Origin of the sequence: Campylobacter sp. VBCF_06 NA8, assembly GCF_027737825.1 — a bacterium.
GTDB lineage: Bacteria > Campylobacterota > Campylobacteria > Campylobacterales > Campylobacteraceae > Campylobacter_B.
This window is the reverse complement of record NZ_JAOVUB010000002.1, coordinates 138784-156787: the sequence shown is the minus strand read 5'-3', so window position 1 is coordinate 156787 and position 18004 is coordinate 138784. Positions and strand designations below refer to the sequence as shown.

20 protein-coding genes are annotated in these 18004 nt (G+C 40.4%); 8 read left to right on the top strand and 12 right to left on the bottom strand.

Features of this window, described 5'->3' with window-relative positions; genetic code table 11:
- Positions 1–2: 2 nt before the first annotated feature.
- Genes OFO10_RS03330 through OFO10_RS03310 form a run of 5 tightly spaced genes read right to left on the bottom strand, consistent with a single transcriptional unit; the run spans position 3 to position 4285 of the window.
- Positions 3–827: a cell division protein FtsX gene (locus OFO10_RS03330; protein WP_270864616.1), complete on the bottom strand. Its 825-nt coding sequence runs from the start codon at positions 825–827 to the stop codon at positions 3–5.
- Positions 808–1494, bottom strand: a complete 687-nt coding sequence (locus OFO10_RS03325) for a cell division ATP-binding protein FtsE (RefSeq protein ID WP_270864617.1) — start codon at positions 1492–1494, stop codon at positions 808–810. The genes OFO10_RS03330 and OFO10_RS03325 overlap by 20 nt, the downstream gene beginning before the upstream one ends.
- Positions 1482–2666, bottom strand: a complete 1185-nt coding sequence (gene trmB / locus OFO10_RS03320; protein ID WP_270866075.1) for a tRNA (guanosine(46)-N7)-methyltransferase TrmB — start codon at positions 2664–2666, stop codon at positions 1482–1484. The genes OFO10_RS03325 and trmB overlap by 13 nt, the downstream gene beginning before the upstream one ends.
- Before the next feature lies 1 nt (position 2667).
- Entirely contained in the window at positions 2668–3333 is a 666-nt protein-coding gene (locus OFO10_RS03315; protein ID WP_270861959.1) for a hypothetical protein, read from the bottom strand.
- The gene (locus OFO10_RS03310; protein WP_270866074.1) at positions 3263–4285 is read right to left on the bottom strand and encodes an RluA family pseudouridine synthase; all 1023 of its coding nucleotides are present in this window, start codon (positions 4283–4285) and stop codon (positions 3263–3265) included. Before OFO10_RS03310 ends, OFO10_RS03315 begins: the two co-directional genes overlap by 71 nt.
- Positions 4286–4334: 49 nt before the next feature.
- On the opposite strand from OFO10_RS03310, the gene OFO10_RS03305 reads away from it, so the two are divergent.
- Positions 4335–5438 (top strand): FtsW/RodA/SpoVE family cell cycle protein, encoded by a 1104-nt coding sequence (locus OFO10_RS03305; RefSeq protein ID WP_270861961.1) that lies wholly within the window; start codon positions 4335–4337, stop codon positions 5436–5438.
- Positions 5439–5497: 59 nt separating this feature from the next.
- Here OFO10_RS03305 and OFO10_RS03300 read toward each other — a convergent pair whose 3' ends face one another.
- The 6 genes from OFO10_RS03300 to OFO10_RS03275 all read right to left on the bottom strand — a co-directional run bounded on the left by OFO10_RS03300 (position 5498) and on the right by OFO10_RS03275 (position 11373).
- A complete protein-coding gene (locus OFO10_RS03300; protein WP_270866073.1) occupies positions 5498–7579 on the bottom strand; it encodes an RNA degradosome polyphosphate kinase in 2082 nt (693 codons plus the stop codon).
- Positions 7580–7654: 75 nt separating this feature from the next.
- The gene (locus OFO10_RS03295; RefSeq protein ID WP_270861963.1) at positions 7655–8479 is read right to left on the bottom strand and encodes a YihY family inner membrane protein; all 825 of its coding nucleotides are present in this window, start codon (positions 8477–8479) and stop codon (positions 7655–7657) included.
- 204 nt (positions 8480–8683) lie between these two features.
- The gene (gene hpf, locus OFO10_RS03290) at positions 8684–9226 is read right to left on the bottom strand and encodes a ribosome hibernation-promoting factor, HPF/YfiA family (protein ID WP_270866072.1); all 543 of its coding nucleotides are present in this window, start codon (positions 9224–9226) and stop codon (positions 8684–8686) included.
- A 17-nt stretch (positions 9227–9243) separates the two neighbouring features.
- Positions 9244–9684 carry a type II secretion system protein gene (locus tag OFO10_RS03285; RefSeq protein WP_270866071.1) on the bottom strand — a complete coding sequence of 147 codons (441 nt, stop codon included), beginning with the start codon at positions 9682–9684 and terminating at the stop codon, positions 9244–9246.
- Positions 9685–9692: 8 nt separating this feature from the next.
- Positions 9693–10667, bottom strand: a complete 975-nt coding sequence (locus OFO10_RS03280) for a type II secretion system protein (protein ID WP_270866070.1) — start codon at positions 10665–10667, stop codon at positions 9693–9695.
- 19 nt (positions 10668–10686) lie between these two features.
- Complete coding sequence (locus OFO10_RS03275; protein WP_270866069.1) at positions 10687–11373, bottom strand: type II secretion system protein; 687 nt, start codon at positions 11371–11373, stop codon at positions 10687–10689.
- Positions 11374–11562: 189 nt separating this feature from the next.
- Here OFO10_RS03275 and OFO10_RS03270 point away from each other — a divergent pair, with 189 nt between their 5' ends.
- The 7 genes from OFO10_RS03270 (at position 11563) to OFO10_RS03240 (ending at position 17538) form a co-directional block, all read left to right on the top strand.
- A complete protein-coding gene (locus OFO10_RS03270; protein ID WP_270859336.1) occupies positions 11563–12210 on the top strand; it encodes an outer membrane protein assembly factor BamD in 648 nt (215 codons plus the stop codon).
- A 10-nt stretch (positions 12211–12220) separates the two neighbouring features.
- Positions 12221–14617 carry an endopeptidase La gene (lon, locus tag OFO10_RS03265; protein ID WP_270866068.1) on the top strand — a complete coding sequence of 799 codons (2397 nt, stop codon included), beginning with the start codon at positions 12221–12223 and terminating at the stop codon, positions 14615–14617.
- A 24-nt stretch (positions 14618–14641) separates the two neighbouring features.
- On the top strand, positions 14642–15214 hold the full coding sequence (gene hisB, locus OFO10_RS03260; RefSeq protein WP_270866067.1) for an imidazoleglycerol-phosphate dehydratase HisB: 573 nt from the start codon (positions 14642–14644) through the stop codon (positions 15212–15214).
- A gap of 23 nt (positions 15215–15237) precedes the next feature.
- Entirely contained in the window at positions 15238–15912 is a 675-nt protein-coding gene (locus tag OFO10_RS03255) for a tetratricopeptide repeat protein (RefSeq protein WP_270866066.1), read from the top strand.
- 34 nt (positions 15913–15946) lie between these two features.
- On the top strand, positions 15947–16177 hold the full coding sequence (locus tag OFO10_RS03250) for a hypothetical protein (RefSeq protein WP_270866065.1): 231 nt from the start codon (positions 15947–15949) through the stop codon (positions 16175–16177).
- A gap of 266 nt (positions 16178–16443) precedes the next feature.
- Positions 16444–16581 (top strand): hypothetical protein, encoded by a 138-nt coding sequence (locus OFO10_RS03245; protein ID WP_270859331.1) that lies wholly within the window; start codon positions 16444–16446, stop codon positions 16579–16581.
- A gap of 3 nt (positions 16582–16584) precedes the next feature.
- Positions 16585–17538, top strand: coding sequence for a PstS family phosphate ABC transporter substrate-binding protein (locus OFO10_RS03240; protein WP_270866064.1), 954 nt, complete (start codon positions 16585–16587; stop codon positions 17536–17538).
- A gap of 4 nt (positions 17539–17542) precedes the next feature.
- Here OFO10_RS03240 and OFO10_RS03235 read toward each other — a convergent pair whose 3' ends face one another.
- Positions 17543–17932, bottom strand: a complete 390-nt coding sequence (locus OFO10_RS03235) for a DoxX family protein (RefSeq protein WP_270866063.1) — start codon at positions 17930–17932, stop codon at positions 17543–17545.
- Between the last annotated feature and the right edge of the window lie 72 nt (positions 17933–18004).

The following is an 18004-nucleotide window of genomic DNA, read 5'->3' as shown; positions in this document are numbered from 1 at the left end:
CTTCATTGTGATTTTTTACCACTTACTTCTAGCATTACAAATGTAACTGCGATAAATGTCAGCCCCACAGCGATACCAAACAAAATCAGTGGTTCATACGGCAAAACAATCGTCTCACTTAAATTTGTGATTTGGCTCACGGTTTGCATGAAAATCGGCCAGTTTGGAAGCGCTAGATAAAACGCCACGACAATTAGCGTAGCTAACACGCTATCGGCTAGCGCCATGCGGTATAGCCTGCCACTTTTTATCATAAAACTAGCGCCGAATAGCTCCATAATCTCGATTCGCTCTTTGTGCTCATAGACCCAAATTCGCATTTGGCGGTGAATTAGCATAAGGCCTAAAACCACGATTAAAAGCGCAAATCCATAAACCAAACTTTTAATTAGTAGCAAAATTTTAAAAATATCATCGTGGGTTTTTTTGAAAATTTCAACCCTGCTAAGCGAACCCATGCTTTTTAGCGCGCTCTCTATGTCCTCTAAACGCGCGCTGTCTGGGAAATTTTCGAGCTTAATGCTGTAAAATTTAGGCAAATTTTTGCTAAGCTCGCCAAAGGCTGCTTCTGAAATTTTACCCTTTAATCTATCTGTGATATTATCAGCTGGAATTTCAATGATTTGGCTGATATCGCTGACCTTATCTTGCACTTCCTCTAAGCTTAGCGCCTTTTTTGAGACAAGGACGATGTTGTATTCGTTTTGGATAGATTTTTCGTAACTTTTGGCTAAATTATTTACAAAAATTCCAAACTGCACCGAAAACAAAAGCGCCACAAGCGAAAAAATAACCCCAAAATGCGTTTTAATCGATCTCAGTGACATGGGAGTCCTTTATCTCGAAATGTCTATGCGCAAAACGCAAAGTGCTAGGCATTTTGTGCGTTACGATAACCACGCAAGCGTTCCACGCCTCGCATGCCGAGCGCAATAAATTCCAAATAATATCGCTTGAATAATCGTCCAAGTTTCCAGTAGGCTCGTCGCAAAGTAGCAAGCGTGGATTGTGCGCCATAGCGCGTGCTAGGGCGACGCGCTGCTGTTCGCCACCGCTTAGTTCTAGCGGGTATTTGCCCATTTTGTGTCCAAGCTCGATATGGCGGAGCAGTTTTTTGGCCTGATCTTGGCAGACTTGCTCATTATAGCCCATAATCATCAGCGGCAGCATGATATTTCGCTCGATCGTCCATTCATTAATCAACCTGTAATCTTGAAAAATTATGCCGATTCTTTGGCGCAGTGCGCGCAAATCACTGCGACTAATGCCGTTTAAATCGCACAGGCAAACATTAAGTTCGCCACTTTTGATATCCATATCGCCGTAAAATGATTTTAAAAGCGTGCTTTTGCCACTTCCGCTTTTGCCGGTGATTACGACAAAATCTCTTGCGCCTATGCCAAAACTAGCATTTTTTATGACCTCACCGCTATCATATCCCAGTGTAAGCCCCTCGGCGGTGATTATGTTATTATCAGCTCCTATGCCTGCCATAACTCAAAAATCTCCATTATTTTTTTGTGTGCTTTGTAATTTTCGCTTGTAGCTAGCGGAGTTTTTAAAAAATACTCCGTCTTTGCCCCGATGCGAATAAAGCATTGTTGCGGGAAGTCAAACGCCCCAAACGAGGTCAAAATCAAAACCTCATCGCTATCATCAAATTTATAAATTCTCTCAAAATGCACGAAATATCCCTCGCCTTTGATAGTCAAATTTTTGAAATTTGCCTCTATTTTTTGCGGGTTAAAATTTGAGAAATTCATATCGAATTTCGCTGGTTCCTCGCCGTTTTCATCACTATTAGTAAAAATCAAATCAAAGATATTTTTATCCATTTTGCGCCAGCGATCCTCGTATTTCGAGCTAACGCTTAAATCTCTGTTTTTAAAGTGGTCTATCGCGCCACGCCCTGCACTTTGCGCTACGCCAAATTTATCCAACGCATAGGCAAAATACATATCGCTATCTGTGCGAAGCTCAAATTTCGCCCCTTTTTTGAGAGTTCGCACGCATTGATGAACAAACTCATCGCTAATGACTCTGCGGTGCGGGGCATCGTCCCACGGAACAGGAAAGTGCAAAAATATGCGAGAGAGCAAATTTGCAGGCATTAATGAAAGTAAAATTCGCGCGTCAGTGTTTATCAAAGCGACATTTTCCAAACCCTCTTTAATCGCTAGTTTTGCGACCTGCTCGATACTAGGCTTGTAAATTTCGATTCCAATTACCAGCGTTTGCGGATTTGTGCGAGCCTGATAGAGCAAATGTCTGCCCGAACCAAAGCCGATTTCGACGAAAATTTGGCTAAATTTCGTGGTTTTGAGCAAATTTAGCATTTCATCTTCATCTAGCACGAGCGGGGTTTTTTGGGTTAGGGATTTGCTTTTGAAAGCAAATGCGCTAAAAATCACACCGCTTGCAAATTCTCTCTCGTAAATTTCAAGTGCGCGTTGCAAAATACCAATTTTGGCTGGTTTGGTGGTTTTTTCGCCTTTAACTACGACTTTGTCTTTGGCGTATTTGAGAGTAACGAAAAATTCGCTATCAAAGCACCTTGTGCGCACGAGCGTGCAACTCTCATCGCTAGCAGACTCCAAAAGCTCCACGCCCTCCTTGCTAAATGGAAGGCGTGGTAGTTCTATGCTTTTTGCAATAAAATTTGGCAATTTATTCCGCCATTTGACTTACTTGGATTGGCGCGCTTGGGATCGAGAGCATGCCTGTTTGCGATTTTGCGATTATGCGGTATTCGTATCCTGCGGTGTAATTTACATAATCAATATACTCTGCGCTAAGTCTGCCTGCGATATCTTTGACGCCACTCCACGAATCAGCGCCTTTTACCCTGCGCTCGATAGTGTAGCTTGCCACGCGCAAATCAGGGTGCGGACGCCAGATGATTTTCACGCGATCTGGCAGTGCGTAGGCCTGCGCAAACGGCACAGAATCAATTGTCTTTGTCGTGCTTACAATCGCAGCAGGCGAACTTTCGCCCACGCCATTTATGCCATAAGCGCGCACAGTGTATTTATACGATGTATTTGGCTCCAAGCGAGTATCGGCAAAGTGCGTAGTGTATGGATCGGCTAGGGTTGCGATTTTTTTCGCTTCGCCACCGCCCATATCAGCGCGATAAACCACAAATCCTAAAAGGTTAGGATATGAGCCGTAATTTGGCCACTCTAAGCCGATTTCGTTCGTGCCAGAGATACTTTTAATACCCTCGACGCGTGGCAGGCTTGCGTCATTTCCGCCCGGCACACTATGAGAGGAGCAACCAGCCGCTAGTATCGCTAAACTCGCGCAAAATGCTACTTGGTAAAATTTTTTCATAAATTTCATCCTTTTTATCGTGATTTTGTATCAAATTCTCAAACTCCACCGGCAAAGGCGCCGTAATCTGCATACGCTCGCCACTTCGTGGGTGCGTGAAATACAGCACATAAGCGTGAAGTAAAATTCTTGCTATTTTATCTTTTTCGCTCTTAAATCCGTATAAATAATCGCCGATAATATGGCGATTAATCGAGCCCAAATGCACGCGGATTTGGTGCGTGCGCCCAGTAAAAAGCTTGGCTGCGATTAGGTTGATTTTGCCAAATTTATCGCCTCCACTCTGGCTAAATTTCGCCTGCCCCCAATCATCGCTAAAAATCGTATAAAACGCGCTTTTTGCCTCGCGACCACCCGGAATTATCGCCTTTTTTAGGCGGTTGTTTGGGTTGCGATCGATCGGGCGATCTATCACGCAGGGCTCTTTTAGGGGCAAATCTGTTAAAGCTAGATAAATTCGCCCCATGCTTTTGTCGCTTAATTGCGCGCTTAGGGCTTGGTGAGTGGCGTTGTTTTTAGCCACGACCAAAGCTCCGCTAGTGCCCTTATCTAGGCGATGAACGATACCTGCGCGAATTTGACCATTTATCGTGGAGAGCATGAACCCTTTTTGGCGTAGCCACTCTACAATCGTGGCTTCTTTGACACTTGGGGCTGGATGAACGACCACGCCAGCGGGCTTATTTAACACTAGCAAATCATCATCTTCGTATAAAATTTCAATCTCGCCCTCAAAGCTAAATTTCGCCTCATCGCTACTAGCAGGCGCAGGGTAATTTACGCAAATTTTATCTCCCAAATTTAGCTTTTGCGATGATTTGGTTATGATTTTTTGGTTTATAAAAACACTGCCTGATTTGATTAAATTCGAAATTTGATTGCGCGAAATGCCCAAATTTTCGCTTAAAAAAACATCGATTCTCGCCACGCAATCTGCTGTAAAATTATCCAAATTTATACCTTTTTTTGTTATTATCGCCCAAAATTTATTAGGACTTACTTTGAAATTTGACAAAAAGATTTTATCATATTTTGATTATATTCAACCTTTGCTGATTTTGCCGATTATTATTTTTTCATACCTTTTAATCAGCGAGGCAAACACCACACTTGGCAACAAACAGCTTGTTTATTTTGGGGTTGGTTTTGTTGTTTTTATGGTCTTTTTTTTGTTTCCGATTCGCAAATTTTTGTATTTGATTCCGCTGTTTTACTGGGTAAATATCGCCCTGCTTTTAAGCGTGGAATTTTTCGGCATTAGCAAGCTTGGCGCGAAGCGTTGGTTGGAGTTGCCGTTCGTGCATTTTACCCTGCAACCAAGCGAGATTATGAAGCCAGCGTGCATGCTAATGCTAATGTATCTAATCCACAAAAATCCGCCACCGCCCGAGGGTTATGGCGTGAAGGACTTCGCTAAATTTAGCTTTTATATACTTTTGCCATTTGCGCTAATCGCCAAAGAACCAGACCTCGGAACCGCGCTAATTCTTTTTTTAATGGGATTTGCGACGCTTTTTATCATCGGCGTGAATAAAAAAATTTGGATTGCGCTGGTGTTAGCGTTTAGCGTAAGCTCGCCCGTGCTTTATAACAACCTGCACGATTACCAAAAAAAGCGCATTACGGATTTTTTGAGCGAAGAGCACAACTATCAGGTCAAACAAGCCGTCATCGCTATCGGAAATGGCGGAATTTACGGCAAAAATTTAGAAGAAGCCACCCAAACTCACTTTAAATTTTTGCCAATTGCCACGAGCGATTTTATCTTTGCCTATATGGTCGAGCGCTTCGGATTTGTCGGCGCACTCGCACTCATCGGCTTTTACGCGCTTTTAATCATGCACCTGCTTAGCCTAAATTACGACTTTGGTAGCGATTATCTCATACGGGTTTTTACCTCGGCTCTGGCGACGCTGATTTTTATCTACGCTGGGGTTAATATCTCCATGGTCATCGGATTTGCCCCTGTCGTGGGCGTGCCACTGCCGTTTTTTAGCTATGGTGGAAGTAGTTTTATCACATTTATGATTTTGTTTGGAATTTTGCAAAATTTGCTAACTTTTAGAAACAAAGACAATTACAAAACGATAAGTATTAGGCTGTAAATTTGAAAATTTGGCTAAATTTGGGCTAAATTTAGCGTGTAAATTTAGCCCAGATAGATTTAACTCTCTTTTAGAAGTTTCGTCGCTAAAATCGCGCCGTCATCGTGTTTGCGTGCAGATTTGTAAATTTTGTTAAAGAAAATTTCCAAATACTCATGGTTATTAATGCGCTCTGCTTCGTTTGCCACGCTAATTGCGCTATATTCGCCGTCGCTTCCAAGCTCGTAAGCAAGCTCGGTATCGCTAAGCTGTAATTTCAAAATTTCTTTTAATTTATTTTGCAAAGCCTCGCTATAAATCGGCGTCATAAGCTCCAATCTGCGCTCTAAATTTCGCGGCATCCAATCCGCACTTGCGATATATAGGCATGGTTCTGCGTGTTTGAAATAAAAAATTCTAGCGTGTTCTAGGTATTTGCCGATGATTGAGCGGACTTTGATATTTTCGCTAAGTCCCGCCACACCTGGGCGCAAACAGCAAATTCCACGGATTATGAGATCGATCTTAACCCCGGCTTGGCTCGCCTTATAAAGCGCCTTTATCATATCGCTATCGACGAGGGCGTTCATTTTAGCGATGATTCTGCCGTCACTTCCCTTGCTCTCTTCGACCTTGATCATCTTTAAAATTCTCTCTTTTATCTGCATTGGCGACATTGAGAGATTGCCTAGTTTGCGGTTTTTGTTATAACCTGAGAGTATGTGGAAAAAATTCGTCGTATCCTTATCGAAAGTATCCCCACAAGTAAAAAAGCTCACATCGGTGTAGATTTTCGCACTGCTTCCGTTGTAATTGCCTGTGCCTAGGTGGATATAAAATTTAAGCTTGCCGTCTTCTTTTTTGATGATTTGAGTGACTTTGGCATGGACCTTAAAACCTGCGATTCCATAAATCACATGCGCGCCAGCGTCTTCTAGCGCCTTTGCCCAGTGCAGGTTATTTTCCTCATCAAACCTAGCTTTTAGCTCGACCATTACCGTTACTTGTTTGCCGTCGCTTGCGGCCTCGATTAGGCTTTGGACGATTGGGGAGTTTTTCTCCACACGGTATAGCGTCATACGGATTGAGATTACTTTTGGATCTTTGCTAGCCTCTTTTACGAGTTTTTGGACTGGATCAAAGCTTTCATAAGGGTGAAAAATCAAAATATCATCTTTTTCCATTGCGCTCATTACTGAGGTGTTTTCGTTAAAGGGAGGCAGTGTTTTTGGAAGGTATTGCGGGTGGGCTAGATAGGAAAAATCCTTGTTGCCAGCTATTTCCCAAAGTCCGTCAAGTGTGAGCGGAATCGAACACTCAAAAATATCTTTGTAGAAAATTTTAAGGTGTTCGTTTAAGAAATTTAGCAAATCAGGGTCTGCGTTTTTGGCTATTTGAAGTCGCACAAAAGCCCCTTTGCGGCGCAGTTTAAGACCGGCTTCGAGTATCATCATAAAATCATCTGCTTCCTCTTCTTCAATTACGATATCGGCATTTCTTGTGACCCTAAACGCAGCCGAGCTGATTAGCTTATAGCCCGGAAAAATCTCCTCGGCGTGGCGATTTACGATTGAATCAATCGTTACATAGGTGTTTTTGGCGACCTGCACGAAGCGAGGAAGCACACGAGGAATCCTAATCATACCAAAATGTATCGCCTCAGGTGCATTTGCGTCGCAGAGTTTGACTGCAATCGAAAAGCTAAGGTTGTTTAGGTGCGGAAACGGGTGCGTCGCATCTACGGCGATTGGGATAATCACTGGCATGATTTGGTTGAAGAAAAACTCATCGGCACTTAGCTTTAAATCAGGGGTTAGCTCATCGTAGTTTTTGATAAAAAGGCCGTTTTTGCTAAGCTCCTCTTTGATAGCGATATAGTGCGCTTCTAGCTCGTTTTGCTCTTGTTTTAAATATGAACGAATTTCACGAAGTTGCTCTAATGGCGTCATCTCATCATCGCCACTAGCTGTTACGCCAGCTGTGAAAAGCTGTTTAAGCCCAGCCACACGAATCATATAAAACTCATCTAAATTTGTGCTATAAATCGCTACAAATTTCAATTTTTCAATCGGCGGAATTTGCTTTTGACACTGAGTTAAAACGCGCGAATTAAAGCGAAGCCAACTCAACTCTCTATTTAAAAATTTGCTTTGTTGCTCCATTTTATTTCCTTTTTTTTGGATTAAAAATTTTAAAATTATAACTCAAAAAAGATTAAAATGTGTTTTTTATGAAATTTAATTGCGCTTTAAATTTTTAAAACAATTATCCAAATAAACGCAAAATTTCACGCCATTTAGATAAAAAATCCAGCTTATGTAAATCCACAAAAAGAAAAATAGCGCCACCGAAAACGAGCCGTAAATACTAAGATAGGTTTTGTTATAAAACACATACTGCGCGAAAATAATCTTAGAAATCCACCATAATGTGGAGGCTACGAGAGAGGATATAAGCACAGCTTTGGGGCGAATTTCGCGGTTTATCGCCGTAGCGTAAGTGATAGCAAAAATAGCCCAAATGATAACAAATGGCAAAACCGAGAGCAAATTTATCCACCTAGAAAATTCGGTTTTATCGAGTAAATTTTGAAGTTCTGAGCTGATGAAAAACGACGCGCCAAGCCCCACGGGAGCCAGTGTCATAAGCGTCCAATATGTGCTAAGGCCTTTGAAAAATCCGCGCTTTGGCGAGTGCGAAATCTGCGCGATAATCTCCTCAAAATCATCAAAAAACAAAATCGAAGTTACAAGCACCGCCAAAAATCCCAGTGCGCCAAGGCTTAGGCCGTTTGCCATAAACTCTTCCAAATACGGAATCAGGCTTTCTTGGTTGGCTGGAAGCAGGTTTGAGAAAATAAATGCCTTGATTTTGGCGTAATAATCATGGAAACTAGGCAGCTGCATAAATACGCTCAAAGATACCATAAGCACGGGCAAAAGCGCCAAAATAGTGTGAAAACTTAGCGACGAGGCGTAGTGCATGAGGTGCGGATCGTAAATCTTGCGCCAGGATTTGATAAAAATTTTAAATTCGTCCAAAAATATCTTTAAATTTTTCATTTCGCAATTTTAGCTAAAATTTTAAAAATTTGGGTAAAAATGAAATTTAGAAAGGTTAAATTTGGCAAAATTTGGAATTCTTTAAATTTGTGGTTTTCCGCGTTTATTTAATGATTTGCGATGGCAAATTTTGCAAAAATTTGGCATAAAAAACGGACAGGCGAACCTGTCCGTGGAATTTGGCAAAATTTAGAAAATCAAATCCTAGAATAATCCAAATTTGCCGTCTTTGCGTTTGTATAAAACGCGCATTTTAGCGTCCATATCGTTGAAAACTAGAAATTGATCGGTGCTTTCTTTTAATTTATTTAGCGCCTCGTCGATTTCTAGCGGTTTGTAAAGATCTAGCTCTGTTGGGACGATTTCATCGACATTATCGTCTAAATTCGGCTCGCTAGCCTTGATGATTTCATCTACTGCGTTTTGTTTCATATCATCGCGATTTTTGTGCGAATTTACCTTGTCATGATAGCGACGAAGCACTTTTGCAAGGCGATTTGTTGCGTTATCTACCGCTGCGTATAGGTCTTTGTCTTTTTCGCGCACGACAATTGTGTCTTGGTGAGCCAAATTTAGCGAAAAATCCACGACGAAGCCCTTGCGACCTTGTTTTTCATCTGCTGATACGACAGCACGACCTGATATAATGTCAAGGTTGTATTTTTTTAGACTATCAAACGCTTGTGCGATATAATCCTTAATAGCGTCTGTTAGTTCAAACTGTTTTCCTACTATACTTAAATTCATTCTTTCCTCCATTGAAATTAAGGTTTTTGTATTGTTCTTCTATGGTATCTGATTTGCGGTGAATCAAGAGCAGCGGTTGATGTAACGGTAACATCTACTAGTGCCGCATTACTTGGACGAGTGCCAGGTAGCGGAATTACACCTATGGTATTACCTGCGCCACAACCTAAATTTGAATCCAAATAATATATTCTAACATTTGCTATAAATAATGGATTGGCTGCATTTGGATATGTGATTGCTATACTATTTAAGCAGTTTGTTCCATAGTCGTGCTTTTGCATAGCCAAAACAGCGTATTCTGTCGCGCTTTGCGCCAAAAGCACAGCCTGCTCGCGACTGTGAGCGTTGTTTGTATCGCGGGCTGTCATCGTAGCGATAGAAAGCGCAGTAATAGCCGTAGTGGCAACTAAAACGATAAAAAATATTGCGGCTATCAAGCCAAAAGCTCTTCTCATCTTTTTCATTAGTACACCACCTGAGATTTACACATAATCATATCTAATTGATTAGGGTCAAAATTTCTACCATTATCTCGCATACATAGTTTCATAGCGACAGCACCACCATCATCTCTAAACAAAAACATAGAAACATCTTCTGCAATTAAAGAACTAGGGGTATTTTCGCCATTGTATGTTTCGCCATCCCAAGGTCTGTAATTATATGATAACATCAAGTCAAAATTTCTACTAGGTTGGCCACCATAACCAACAACCTGTGTCCCAACAGGATAAATTGCATACGCAGAGTGCGCTACATAGTATTGATCTGAAAATTCCCTTACCCAACCACCAGTATCATCTAAATGCTCTGGATAATTGCTAATAACCAATTCCTCATTATTTCTAGGTTCTCTTACGCTAGCCACATAGACCCTATCTGCATCATTGCCAGTGCCACTATACCCATACGCTGTATTGATATTTGTTCCATCATAGTCATTAGCAAGTGTTGAAAACACCACGACAAAAGCACCATCAGCATGATTTCTGTCTATGTTTTTCAAAATGTCTGATATATTTCTTAAAGCACTTCCTTGCGTTGTGATATTATAATCCGTACCAGGTCGAGGCAACGGATCAGGTAAAGAATTATAATCAGCAAAGCCACTCCAACCAGGATTTAAATTATTTATATCCTTAGTCTCTACGCTTTGTCCAATCCACTCTATAATGTCATAAGCTGGCGTAACACCCGCTAGATTAATAAAATTATTATTAGCCGCTATTCTACCAATCGTGCTACCATAAATTCGATATTCTAATCTATTTGATATCAAAGTAATCGCATTTTGTGTTCTTGATTCTAGCTGATTTAATGCACGAGTATGGACATAAGACCTATAAATCTGCGAATACAAATCAGCACCAAACATAGAGATTATGCCTAAAATCACTATGACCATTACTAATTCTATTAAAGTAAAACCCTTTTTCATATCATATTCCTAACCATTGTTATCTATATACAGATTTTTTGTCTGGTCTGCTAGAACCTATATTAAAAGCATAATAGTTCAAAGCCACACTAGCACCATCTTCTGCCGAATTTGTTGATGTTACTCTTATCCATTTAACATCCGTAGGAGCTCCATCTGCAAAAACATCACTAAAATTTGCCACTAAATCTTGGCTATTAGCATAATCAGATCCGGCAGATATCGGATCTGCTACATAATGAACAGCTACATTTGTAGTTGTTTGAAGAACAAAATCTCCCGTAACCAAATCACTAGTAGTCATAGTTCTGCTAAACAAATTAAAATCATCCATATCCTTATATAATCCGGTTCCGCCAAATGAGACATTGTTTTCTCCTATGCCAAAACTACCATATGGCGTTGGTGTCCTTGCACTTATATCTCGATTGGTGCCGAGTCGTATTTCTTGTGTATTACCAGCTGCTATGGTAACGCTTTGGATTACTGGGGCAATGCAGTTTTCGTCATCTATGCAATAATTGCTATCCCACTTCGCCGGCTGGATACGGCTCATCATAGATTTAGCATTATAAACAAGCTCCTGTTGCACGGCAAACATATTCAAATTTACCGTCTGAGCGACTATACGCGGTATGGCCATTGTAGTAATAGCCAAGATTACGATGGTAAAGACCAACTCGATCAGAGTGAAACCCTTTTTCATCTCGCCTTCCTTAAATTTTACTCATGGATACTCAATATCCACTGCTAGACGCATAATTATACAACGCAAAACCTTAAATTTGCTATTTTTACGCATACAAAATGAAATTTTTAAAATTTGAGTGAAATTTTGGTGTATATTTACCTAAATATTATAGAATTGCGGGTTAAAATTTCACAAGGAAAAAATATGCAAAATTTAATCAAATTTCTACTTTGTGCCTTGTTTGTCGCATTTATCGGCGGTTGTAGCTCGAAAGGCGATGGCACACTTTTTAACCTCAGCCAAGAAGCATGGTATGCGCAAATCCTAGACGATTTAAACTCGCTTTCATACGATGATGCTGAGACGCACTACACGAGCTTTGCTAGCGAGCACATCGCTTCACCGCTTTTGGAAGAAATGACGCTGATTATGGCACAAGCCTTCGTCGATGACGAAAATTATGAAAAAGCAAACAAATATCTAGACGAATACATACGCAGATACGGCACCGCGAGAAAAATCGAGTATGCAAGATACCTAAAAATCAGAGCAAATTTCGACTCATTTTCACGCCCAGGTCGCAATCAGCGATTAATGCTAAATAGCATAGATGAAATTCGCAAATTTATCATCGAATACCCTCAAAGCCAGTATAGACCGCTATTAGAGACTATGATGACCAAACTTCGCTTAGCCGAACACCAGCTCAATAAAGACATAAAAGACCTTTACGAGCGCACTGGTAAGGACGAATCAGCTAAAATTTATGAAAGCAGAATCGAAAATTCGCCAATGAACAGCACCGAGATTATAAAACCGCAATCCCCATGGTATCGCGCGATATTTGAGTAGGAAATTTCTAATGCAGTTATCACAAAATAAAAAATTTCCCACAGATTTGCCGATTTTGGTCGAGGACGAGCTGTTTTTATACCCGTTTATGATAACTCCGCTTTTCATAAGCGATGAAAAAAACAAAAGAGCCATTGATCTTGCCATAAAAAACGAATCCATGATAATGGTAGTAAGCTCGACGCCCGAATTTAACGGCGACAGGAGCTTCGGCGGGATTTATCATATCGGCGTAATCGGCACTATCATGCGCACAGTGCCACTTCCAGATGGCAGGGTTAAAATTTTATTCCAAGGCTCTGCAAAAGGCAAAATTCTGCACGAAATTTCGCAAAACCCGCTATTTGCCACTATCGGTATCGTCCATGATGAGCGAGGCGACGAAGCGAAAATCGACGCATCAATCAATGTTTTAAAAGAAAGAGTCAAAGCCCTAAGTAGCCTAACGCACTTTTTCCCAAACGATCTGCTTAAAACTATCGAGGAAAACACAGACGCATCGCGAATTTGCGATTTAACACTAAGCGCACTCAGGGTCAAAAAAGAGATAGCGTATTCGTTTTTTTCGCAGTTAAATTTAGAAAAAAGAATTTTCGATCTCATTGCCTACATTGCCGATGAAATCGAATCTTATCGCCTCGAAAAAGAGATCAAAAGCAAGGTTCATAGCAAAATCGATCAAACCAACAAAGAGTATTTTTTAAAAGAGCAGTTAAAACAAATTCAAAAAGAGCTTGGCTCAGATAGCGATAGAGAGGTCGAAATCGAAGAATACAGAAAAAAACTGGATCTAAAAAAGCCATTTATCAGCGATGAAGCCTACAAAGAGATAAAAAAGCAAATCGACAAATTTGCGCGCCTTCACCCAGACAGCGCAGACGCAGGGCTTTCACAAAGCTATCTAGACTGGGTTTTGGAAATCCCATTTGAGCAAATGGCAAAGGAAAAACTCTCAATCCAAAGCGTAAGCAAGCAGCTAAACAAAGACCATTATTCCCTAGAAAAGCCAAAAGAGCGTATCGAAGAGTATTTCGCGCTAAAAGAGCTTTTAGAGCTTCGCGGAAGCGTGGATAAAGAGGGCAAACGCGTGAATAATGGCGCGATTTTATGCTTTTACGGACCTCCTGGCGTGGGTAAAACCAGCCTAGCAAACTCAATCGCAACTGCGCTAAAACGCAAATTAATCCGTATCGCGCTTGGCGGATTAGAAGATGTCAATGAGCTTCGTGGCCATCGTCGCACCTATGTAGGCGCTATGCCAGGGCGTTTGGTGCAGGGTTTAATCAGCGCAAAACAGATGAATCCTGTCGTCGTGCTAGATGAAATCGACAAGGTATCCACCTCGTATAAAGGCGATCCGACCGCTGTTTTGCTCGAAATTTTAGATCCAGAGCAAAATTCAGCATTTAGGGATTATTACCTAAATTTCGATATTGATTTAAGCAAGATTATTTTTATCGCCACAGCGAACGATATTTCCCAAATACCTGCCCCACTTCGCGACAGAATGGAGTTTATCGGGCTTAGCTCATACACCCCGCAAGAGAAATTTCAAATCGCAAAAAACTATCTAATCCCGCAGGAATTAGAGCGACACGGGCTCAAACCAGCCGATATCAGCTTTCACTCTACTGCGCTTGAAAAAATCATTGCCGAATATACCAGAGAGTCAGGCGTGCGTAACCTGCGCCGCCAAATCGCAGCGATTTGCCGTAAAATCGCCGTTAGAATTCTAAAAGATAGCGAATTTAAAAAACTTGCCATAACAACCAAAAATTTAGAAGAATTTTTGGATAAAAAGGTTTTTGAAATCGACGCCGTGAAAAAAACGAACCAAATCGGCATTGTAAATGGCCTAGCTTGGACAAGCGTGGGCGGCGATGTCCTAAAAATCGAAGCGATTAAAATCAAGGGCAAGGGTGCGATGACGATTACCGGTCAGCTTGGCGATGTAATGAAGGAATCCGCTCAAATCGCATTTAGCGTGGTAAAAGTCCTAATCGATAATGGAAAATTAAAATTTGAAAAAAGCGCAAATTTGGCGAAAGACGAGCAAATTTATAACAAATTTGACCTGCATATCCATGTCCCAGAGGGCGCTACACCAAAAGACGGTCCAAGCGCTGGAATCACGCTAGCAACGGCGATTGCGTCGATTTTAAGCGAGAAAAAGGTGCGCTTCGATGTGGCGATGACGGGTGAGATTACGCTAAGTGGGGCTGTGCTTGCAATCGGCGGATTAAAAGAAAAGCTAATCGCCGCGCACAAGGCCAAAATCACCCACGCCCTAATCCCGCGCAAAAATTTCGAGCGCGATTTGGACGAGATTCCAGATGAAGTCAAAAACGCCATGCAAATCACGCCAGTCGATCACATAGAAGATGTGCTAAAAATCGCATTGGTCTAAATTTAGCCTTTTAAAGGAGATGAAATGATAAGCAAAACTAGAAAAACGAAAGAAACCGACATAAGCTTGGAGCTTGAAATTTACGGCTCAGGCAAGGCTGAGATTAACACAGGAATTGGCTTTTTCGACCACATGCTAACAGCACTTTGCAAACACTCATTAATGGATATAAAACTCGTTTGCAAGGGCGATTTGGAAGTGGATTTTCACCACAGCGTCGAAGACTGCGGAATCGTGCTAGGTGAAGCGATAAAAGAAGCGATTTATCCGATTCAAAATGTCGAGAGATACGGCGATAGCGTGGTTGTCATGGACGAAGCGGCGACTAGCTGTGCTTTGGATCTCTCAAACAGAGCATATCTAGTTTATGAAGGTTTAAAAACCGGTAAAATCGGCGAATTTGACGCTGAGTTAATCGCTGAGTTTTTCAGAGCCCTTGCATTTAATGCAAATATCACGCTTCATCTCATAAATTTGCGTGGAGACAACGCTCATCATATAGCAGAAGCGTCGTTTAAAGCATTTGCAGTCGCATTTAGACGAGCTGTCGCAGAAAATAAAAGAACGGGAACGCCAAGCACAAAAGGCGTATTGTAGAATTTTAATTTTTTAGGAAAATAATGAAAAAATTTATATTTTTATTGATATTTATTGTAAATTTTGGATTTTGCGAACCATATGAGCCATTTGATTTTAACAAAACAATAATTAAAACAGATGATGGTGGCAGACTTGATTTGGATAATCTCCATAAGAGTGTCGATAATATATACAAACACTCTATGTATTATCCACTGCATTTTGATAATCAAGAAGACGAAAAAAACGCAAGGTCTGATTTGAGAGTGTTGTTAAGTATTTTTGATTGGTTGAGAGAAAATAAAAAATTTGAGACTATGTCGGCAAAGGAACAATTTTATCTTGATTGGCAAAATACTAGGCTTTTTGTAATGGCTCACAATTTTGATATGTCTGGAAATTTTGCTAAAAATGCAGATGAGGGTTATGAAAAGCTACTGAAATTTGATAGAAATGGCGAAATTCGTACTGAATTTGCCGATTTTCTAGCAAATAGCAACAGAATAGAAAGAGCTGAAAATGAGTTTAAAAAAGCGATTAGTGAAGGTAGTAAAAGTGCGCATTATGGTCTTGCAATAGCTTATATGGCACAAAACAAAAAAGATGAAGCCATAAAAGAACTAAAAATTTATATATCAAATTTTCCAGATGATAATAGCGCAAAGGAAATGCTAGAAATTTTTACGAACTCAGAGTTAGAAATAAAATATCACTAATATGTGGGAATAAAATAGTATTTAGCGATTTAAAATGAGTGATTTGTTTTTTGCCGAACTTTTGTGGGGAATTCCGATTTTATTGCTTATCGGAGTTGGAATTGTCGATAAAAAAATTAGAGCTTATCTTAAAGCAAGGGACGGCTCAAAACTTACCAACACATTGATTTATATAATTTTATCTCTTGTAATTGTAGCGATTGTCCTTATTTCTCCTTTGGTAGTGCTTATGATTTTAATGTCATTGCCTGGTGCGAGTATGTAAATTTGGAGCAAATTTATGTTTGAAACGATTTTAGATTGGTTAATTTCAGCGTTTATTTTAATGCTTTTGGTTTCGCCGTTTGTTTCGCTTATTTGGTTTATTTATTGCTTTTTTAAATTTAAATTTGAAAAAAATTTGCAAGAAAAACAGAAGCGAAAAAGATTGTTTAAAATTTCTGCAATTATTACGCTAACGCTAATTATTACTGCTTTTGCTACACTTGTCATTTTGTTTGCTCAGGCTGTAAAGCACATGTAGGAAAATTTATGAGTGATGAAAAATTTTATAAAATTATACTTGCGATTTGCGTTATTTGGGCATTTAGCGTGGCTGGACTGATTGCTTATACTTTTGATCTGCAAAGCAAATGCTCGATTATTTCGTATATCGCAAATGGGAAATAAGCCGTGAAAAAATCTCAAATTTTAATAATCATTTCGCTGATTTTGGCGTTTTTGGCGTTTGATTTGGCATTTTATCACGGCATTACTAAAAGATATAAAAACTCCACAAACCCCGAAATGCAGGCAAAATCAATCGAAATTAGCAAATTTTTGCCATTTGATGAAAATTCACACATTTACAAAACAAAAGCGGACTTAAATTTACAAGGCGACTTGCCCGTCATCGACGGAGCGGCGGCACTTTTCCCTGTGTTTTCGGCTTTTGTGGGTGCAGTATATCCAAAAGATAGCGTGGAATTTGACGGCGAAAATTTCAGTGAAAAAAGCAGACTAAAATACACAAACACTCGCGGTGCTTACAAGGCTGTGGTTGATAAGAAAGCAGATTTGATTTTTGTCGCAAAGCCGTCAAAGGCTCAACTACAATATGCCAAAGAAAATGGCGTGGATTTAGAATTCGTGCCAATCGGGCTTGAAGCCTTTGTTTTTATCGTCCGTAATGATAATCCTGTATCAAATTTAAGCACCGCTCAAATCAAGGAAATTTATAGCGGAAAAATCACAAAATGGTCGCAAGCAGGCGGGGCAAATTTATATATCGATGCTGTGCAACGAAACGAAGGCAGTGGTTCGCAAAGTGCGATGGTAGCGTTTATGAAAGATGAAAAAATGAAGCGAAACACGCTTGGATTTTTTGGCTCAGCCATTGGCTTTTCGTTTCGTTACTATGTCGAAACTCTCGTCGCAAACGGCAAGGTTAAAATGCTAAGCCTAAACGGCGTATATCCAAACAAAGAAAATATCAGAAACCGCTCGTATCCGATAATAGGCGAAATTTACGCCGTGTATGATAAAAACAATAAAAACGAAAATATCGCCAAAATTTTAGAGTGGATTTTGAGCCCACAGGGTCAAGAAATCATCGAGCAAAGCGGATATGTGGGGGTAAAATTTTAATTCGCTAATCCCTCACCACGCTAAATCTTCCGCCGCCGCAGGCCAGCAAGCAAAGTGAAATTCCGATATAAAGGTATAAAATCTCCGCCTCAAATCCGCCGTGTTTTGATAATGCCAAAAAATCAGGGTGCGCTAGATAAAATATCACGCCACACAGCCCAAGCACGACAAGCGCACCCACGCGGGTGAAAAATCCGATGATTATCATCACGGGTGCGATGATTTCGCCTAGATACACGCCATACGCGATAAACTCAGGCAATCCCTTTGCACCCAGCATACCCTTTATACCGCCCACACCGTTCATTATCTTTGCCACGCCATGCATAAAAAGGCAAACTCCAAGCGTCAAACGAAGCATTAACAATCCGAAATTTGGAAATGATTTAGGCATAGATAGTCCCTTTTGTGGCAAAATTTTAAAATTTTAAAATTTGGCAAAATTCAAGAATTCTAAAATTTTAAA

What these genes read in the sequence shown, in the direction of transcription:
- OFO10_RS03325 (WP_270864617.1), bottom strand. Translation starts at nt 1,494, where the DNA reads ATGGCAGGCATAGGAGCTGATAATAACATAATCACCGCCGAGGGGCTT.
- lon (WP_270866068.1), top strand. Translation starts at nt 12,221, where the DNA reads ATGCAGTTATCACAAAATAAAAAATTTCCCACAGATTTGCCGATTTTG.
- OFO10_RS03330 (WP_270864616.1), bottom strand. Translation starts at nt 827, where the DNA reads ATGTCACTGAGATCGATTAAAACGCATTTTGGGGTTATTTTTTCGCTT.
- OFO10_RS03280 (WP_270866070.1), bottom strand. Translation starts at nt 10,667, where the DNA reads ATGAAAAAGGGTTTTACTTTAATAGAATTAGTAATGGTCATAGTGATT.
- OFO10_RS03275 (WP_270866069.1), bottom strand. Translation starts at nt 11,373, where the DNA reads ATGAAAAAGGGTTTCACTCTGATCGAGTTGGTCTTTACCATCGTAATC.
- OFO10_RS03245 (WP_270859331.1), top strand. Translation starts at nt 16,444, where the DNA reads ATGAGTGATGAAAAATTTTATAAAATTATACTTGCGATTTGCGTTATT.
- OFO10_RS03295 (WP_270861963.1), bottom strand. Translation starts at nt 8,479, where the DNA reads ATGAAAAATTTAAAGATATTTTTGGACGAATTTAAAATTTTTATCAAA.
- OFO10_RS03235 (WP_270866063.1), bottom strand. Translation starts at nt 17,932, where the DNA reads ATGCCTAAATCATTTCCAAATTTCGGATTGTTAATGCTTCGTTTGACG.
- OFO10_RS03315 (WP_270861959.1), bottom strand. Translation starts at nt 3,333, where the DNA reads ATGAAAAAATTTTACCAAGTAGCATTTTGCGCGAGTTTAGCGATACTA.
- hisB (WP_270866067.1), top strand. Translation starts at nt 14,642, where the DNA reads ATGATAAGCAAAACTAGAAAAACGAAAGAAACCGACATAAGCTTGGAG.
- OFO10_RS03255 (WP_270866066.1), top strand. Translation starts at nt 15,238, where the DNA reads ATGAAAAAATTTATATTTTTATTGATATTTATTGTAAATTTTGGATTT.
- OFO10_RS03300 (WP_270866073.1), bottom strand. Translation starts at nt 7,579, where the DNA reads ATGGAGCAACAAAGCAAATTTTTAAATAGAGAGTTGAGTTGGCTTCGC.
- hpf (WP_270866072.1), bottom strand. Translation starts at nt 9,226, where the DNA reads ATGAATTTAAGTATAGTAGGAAAACAGTTTGAACTAACAGACGCTATT.
- OFO10_RS03285 (WP_270866071.1), bottom strand. Translation starts at nt 9,684, where the DNA reads ATGAGAAGAGCTTTTGGCTTGATAGCCGCAATATTTTTTATCGTTTTA.
- OFO10_RS03250 (WP_270866065.1), top strand. Translation starts at nt 15,947, where the DNA reads ATGAGTGATTTGTTTTTTGCCGAACTTTTGTGGGGAATTCCGATTTTA.
- OFO10_RS03270 (WP_270859336.1), top strand. Translation starts at nt 11,563, where the DNA reads ATGCAAAATTTAATCAAATTTCTACTTTGTGCCTTGTTTGTCGCATTT.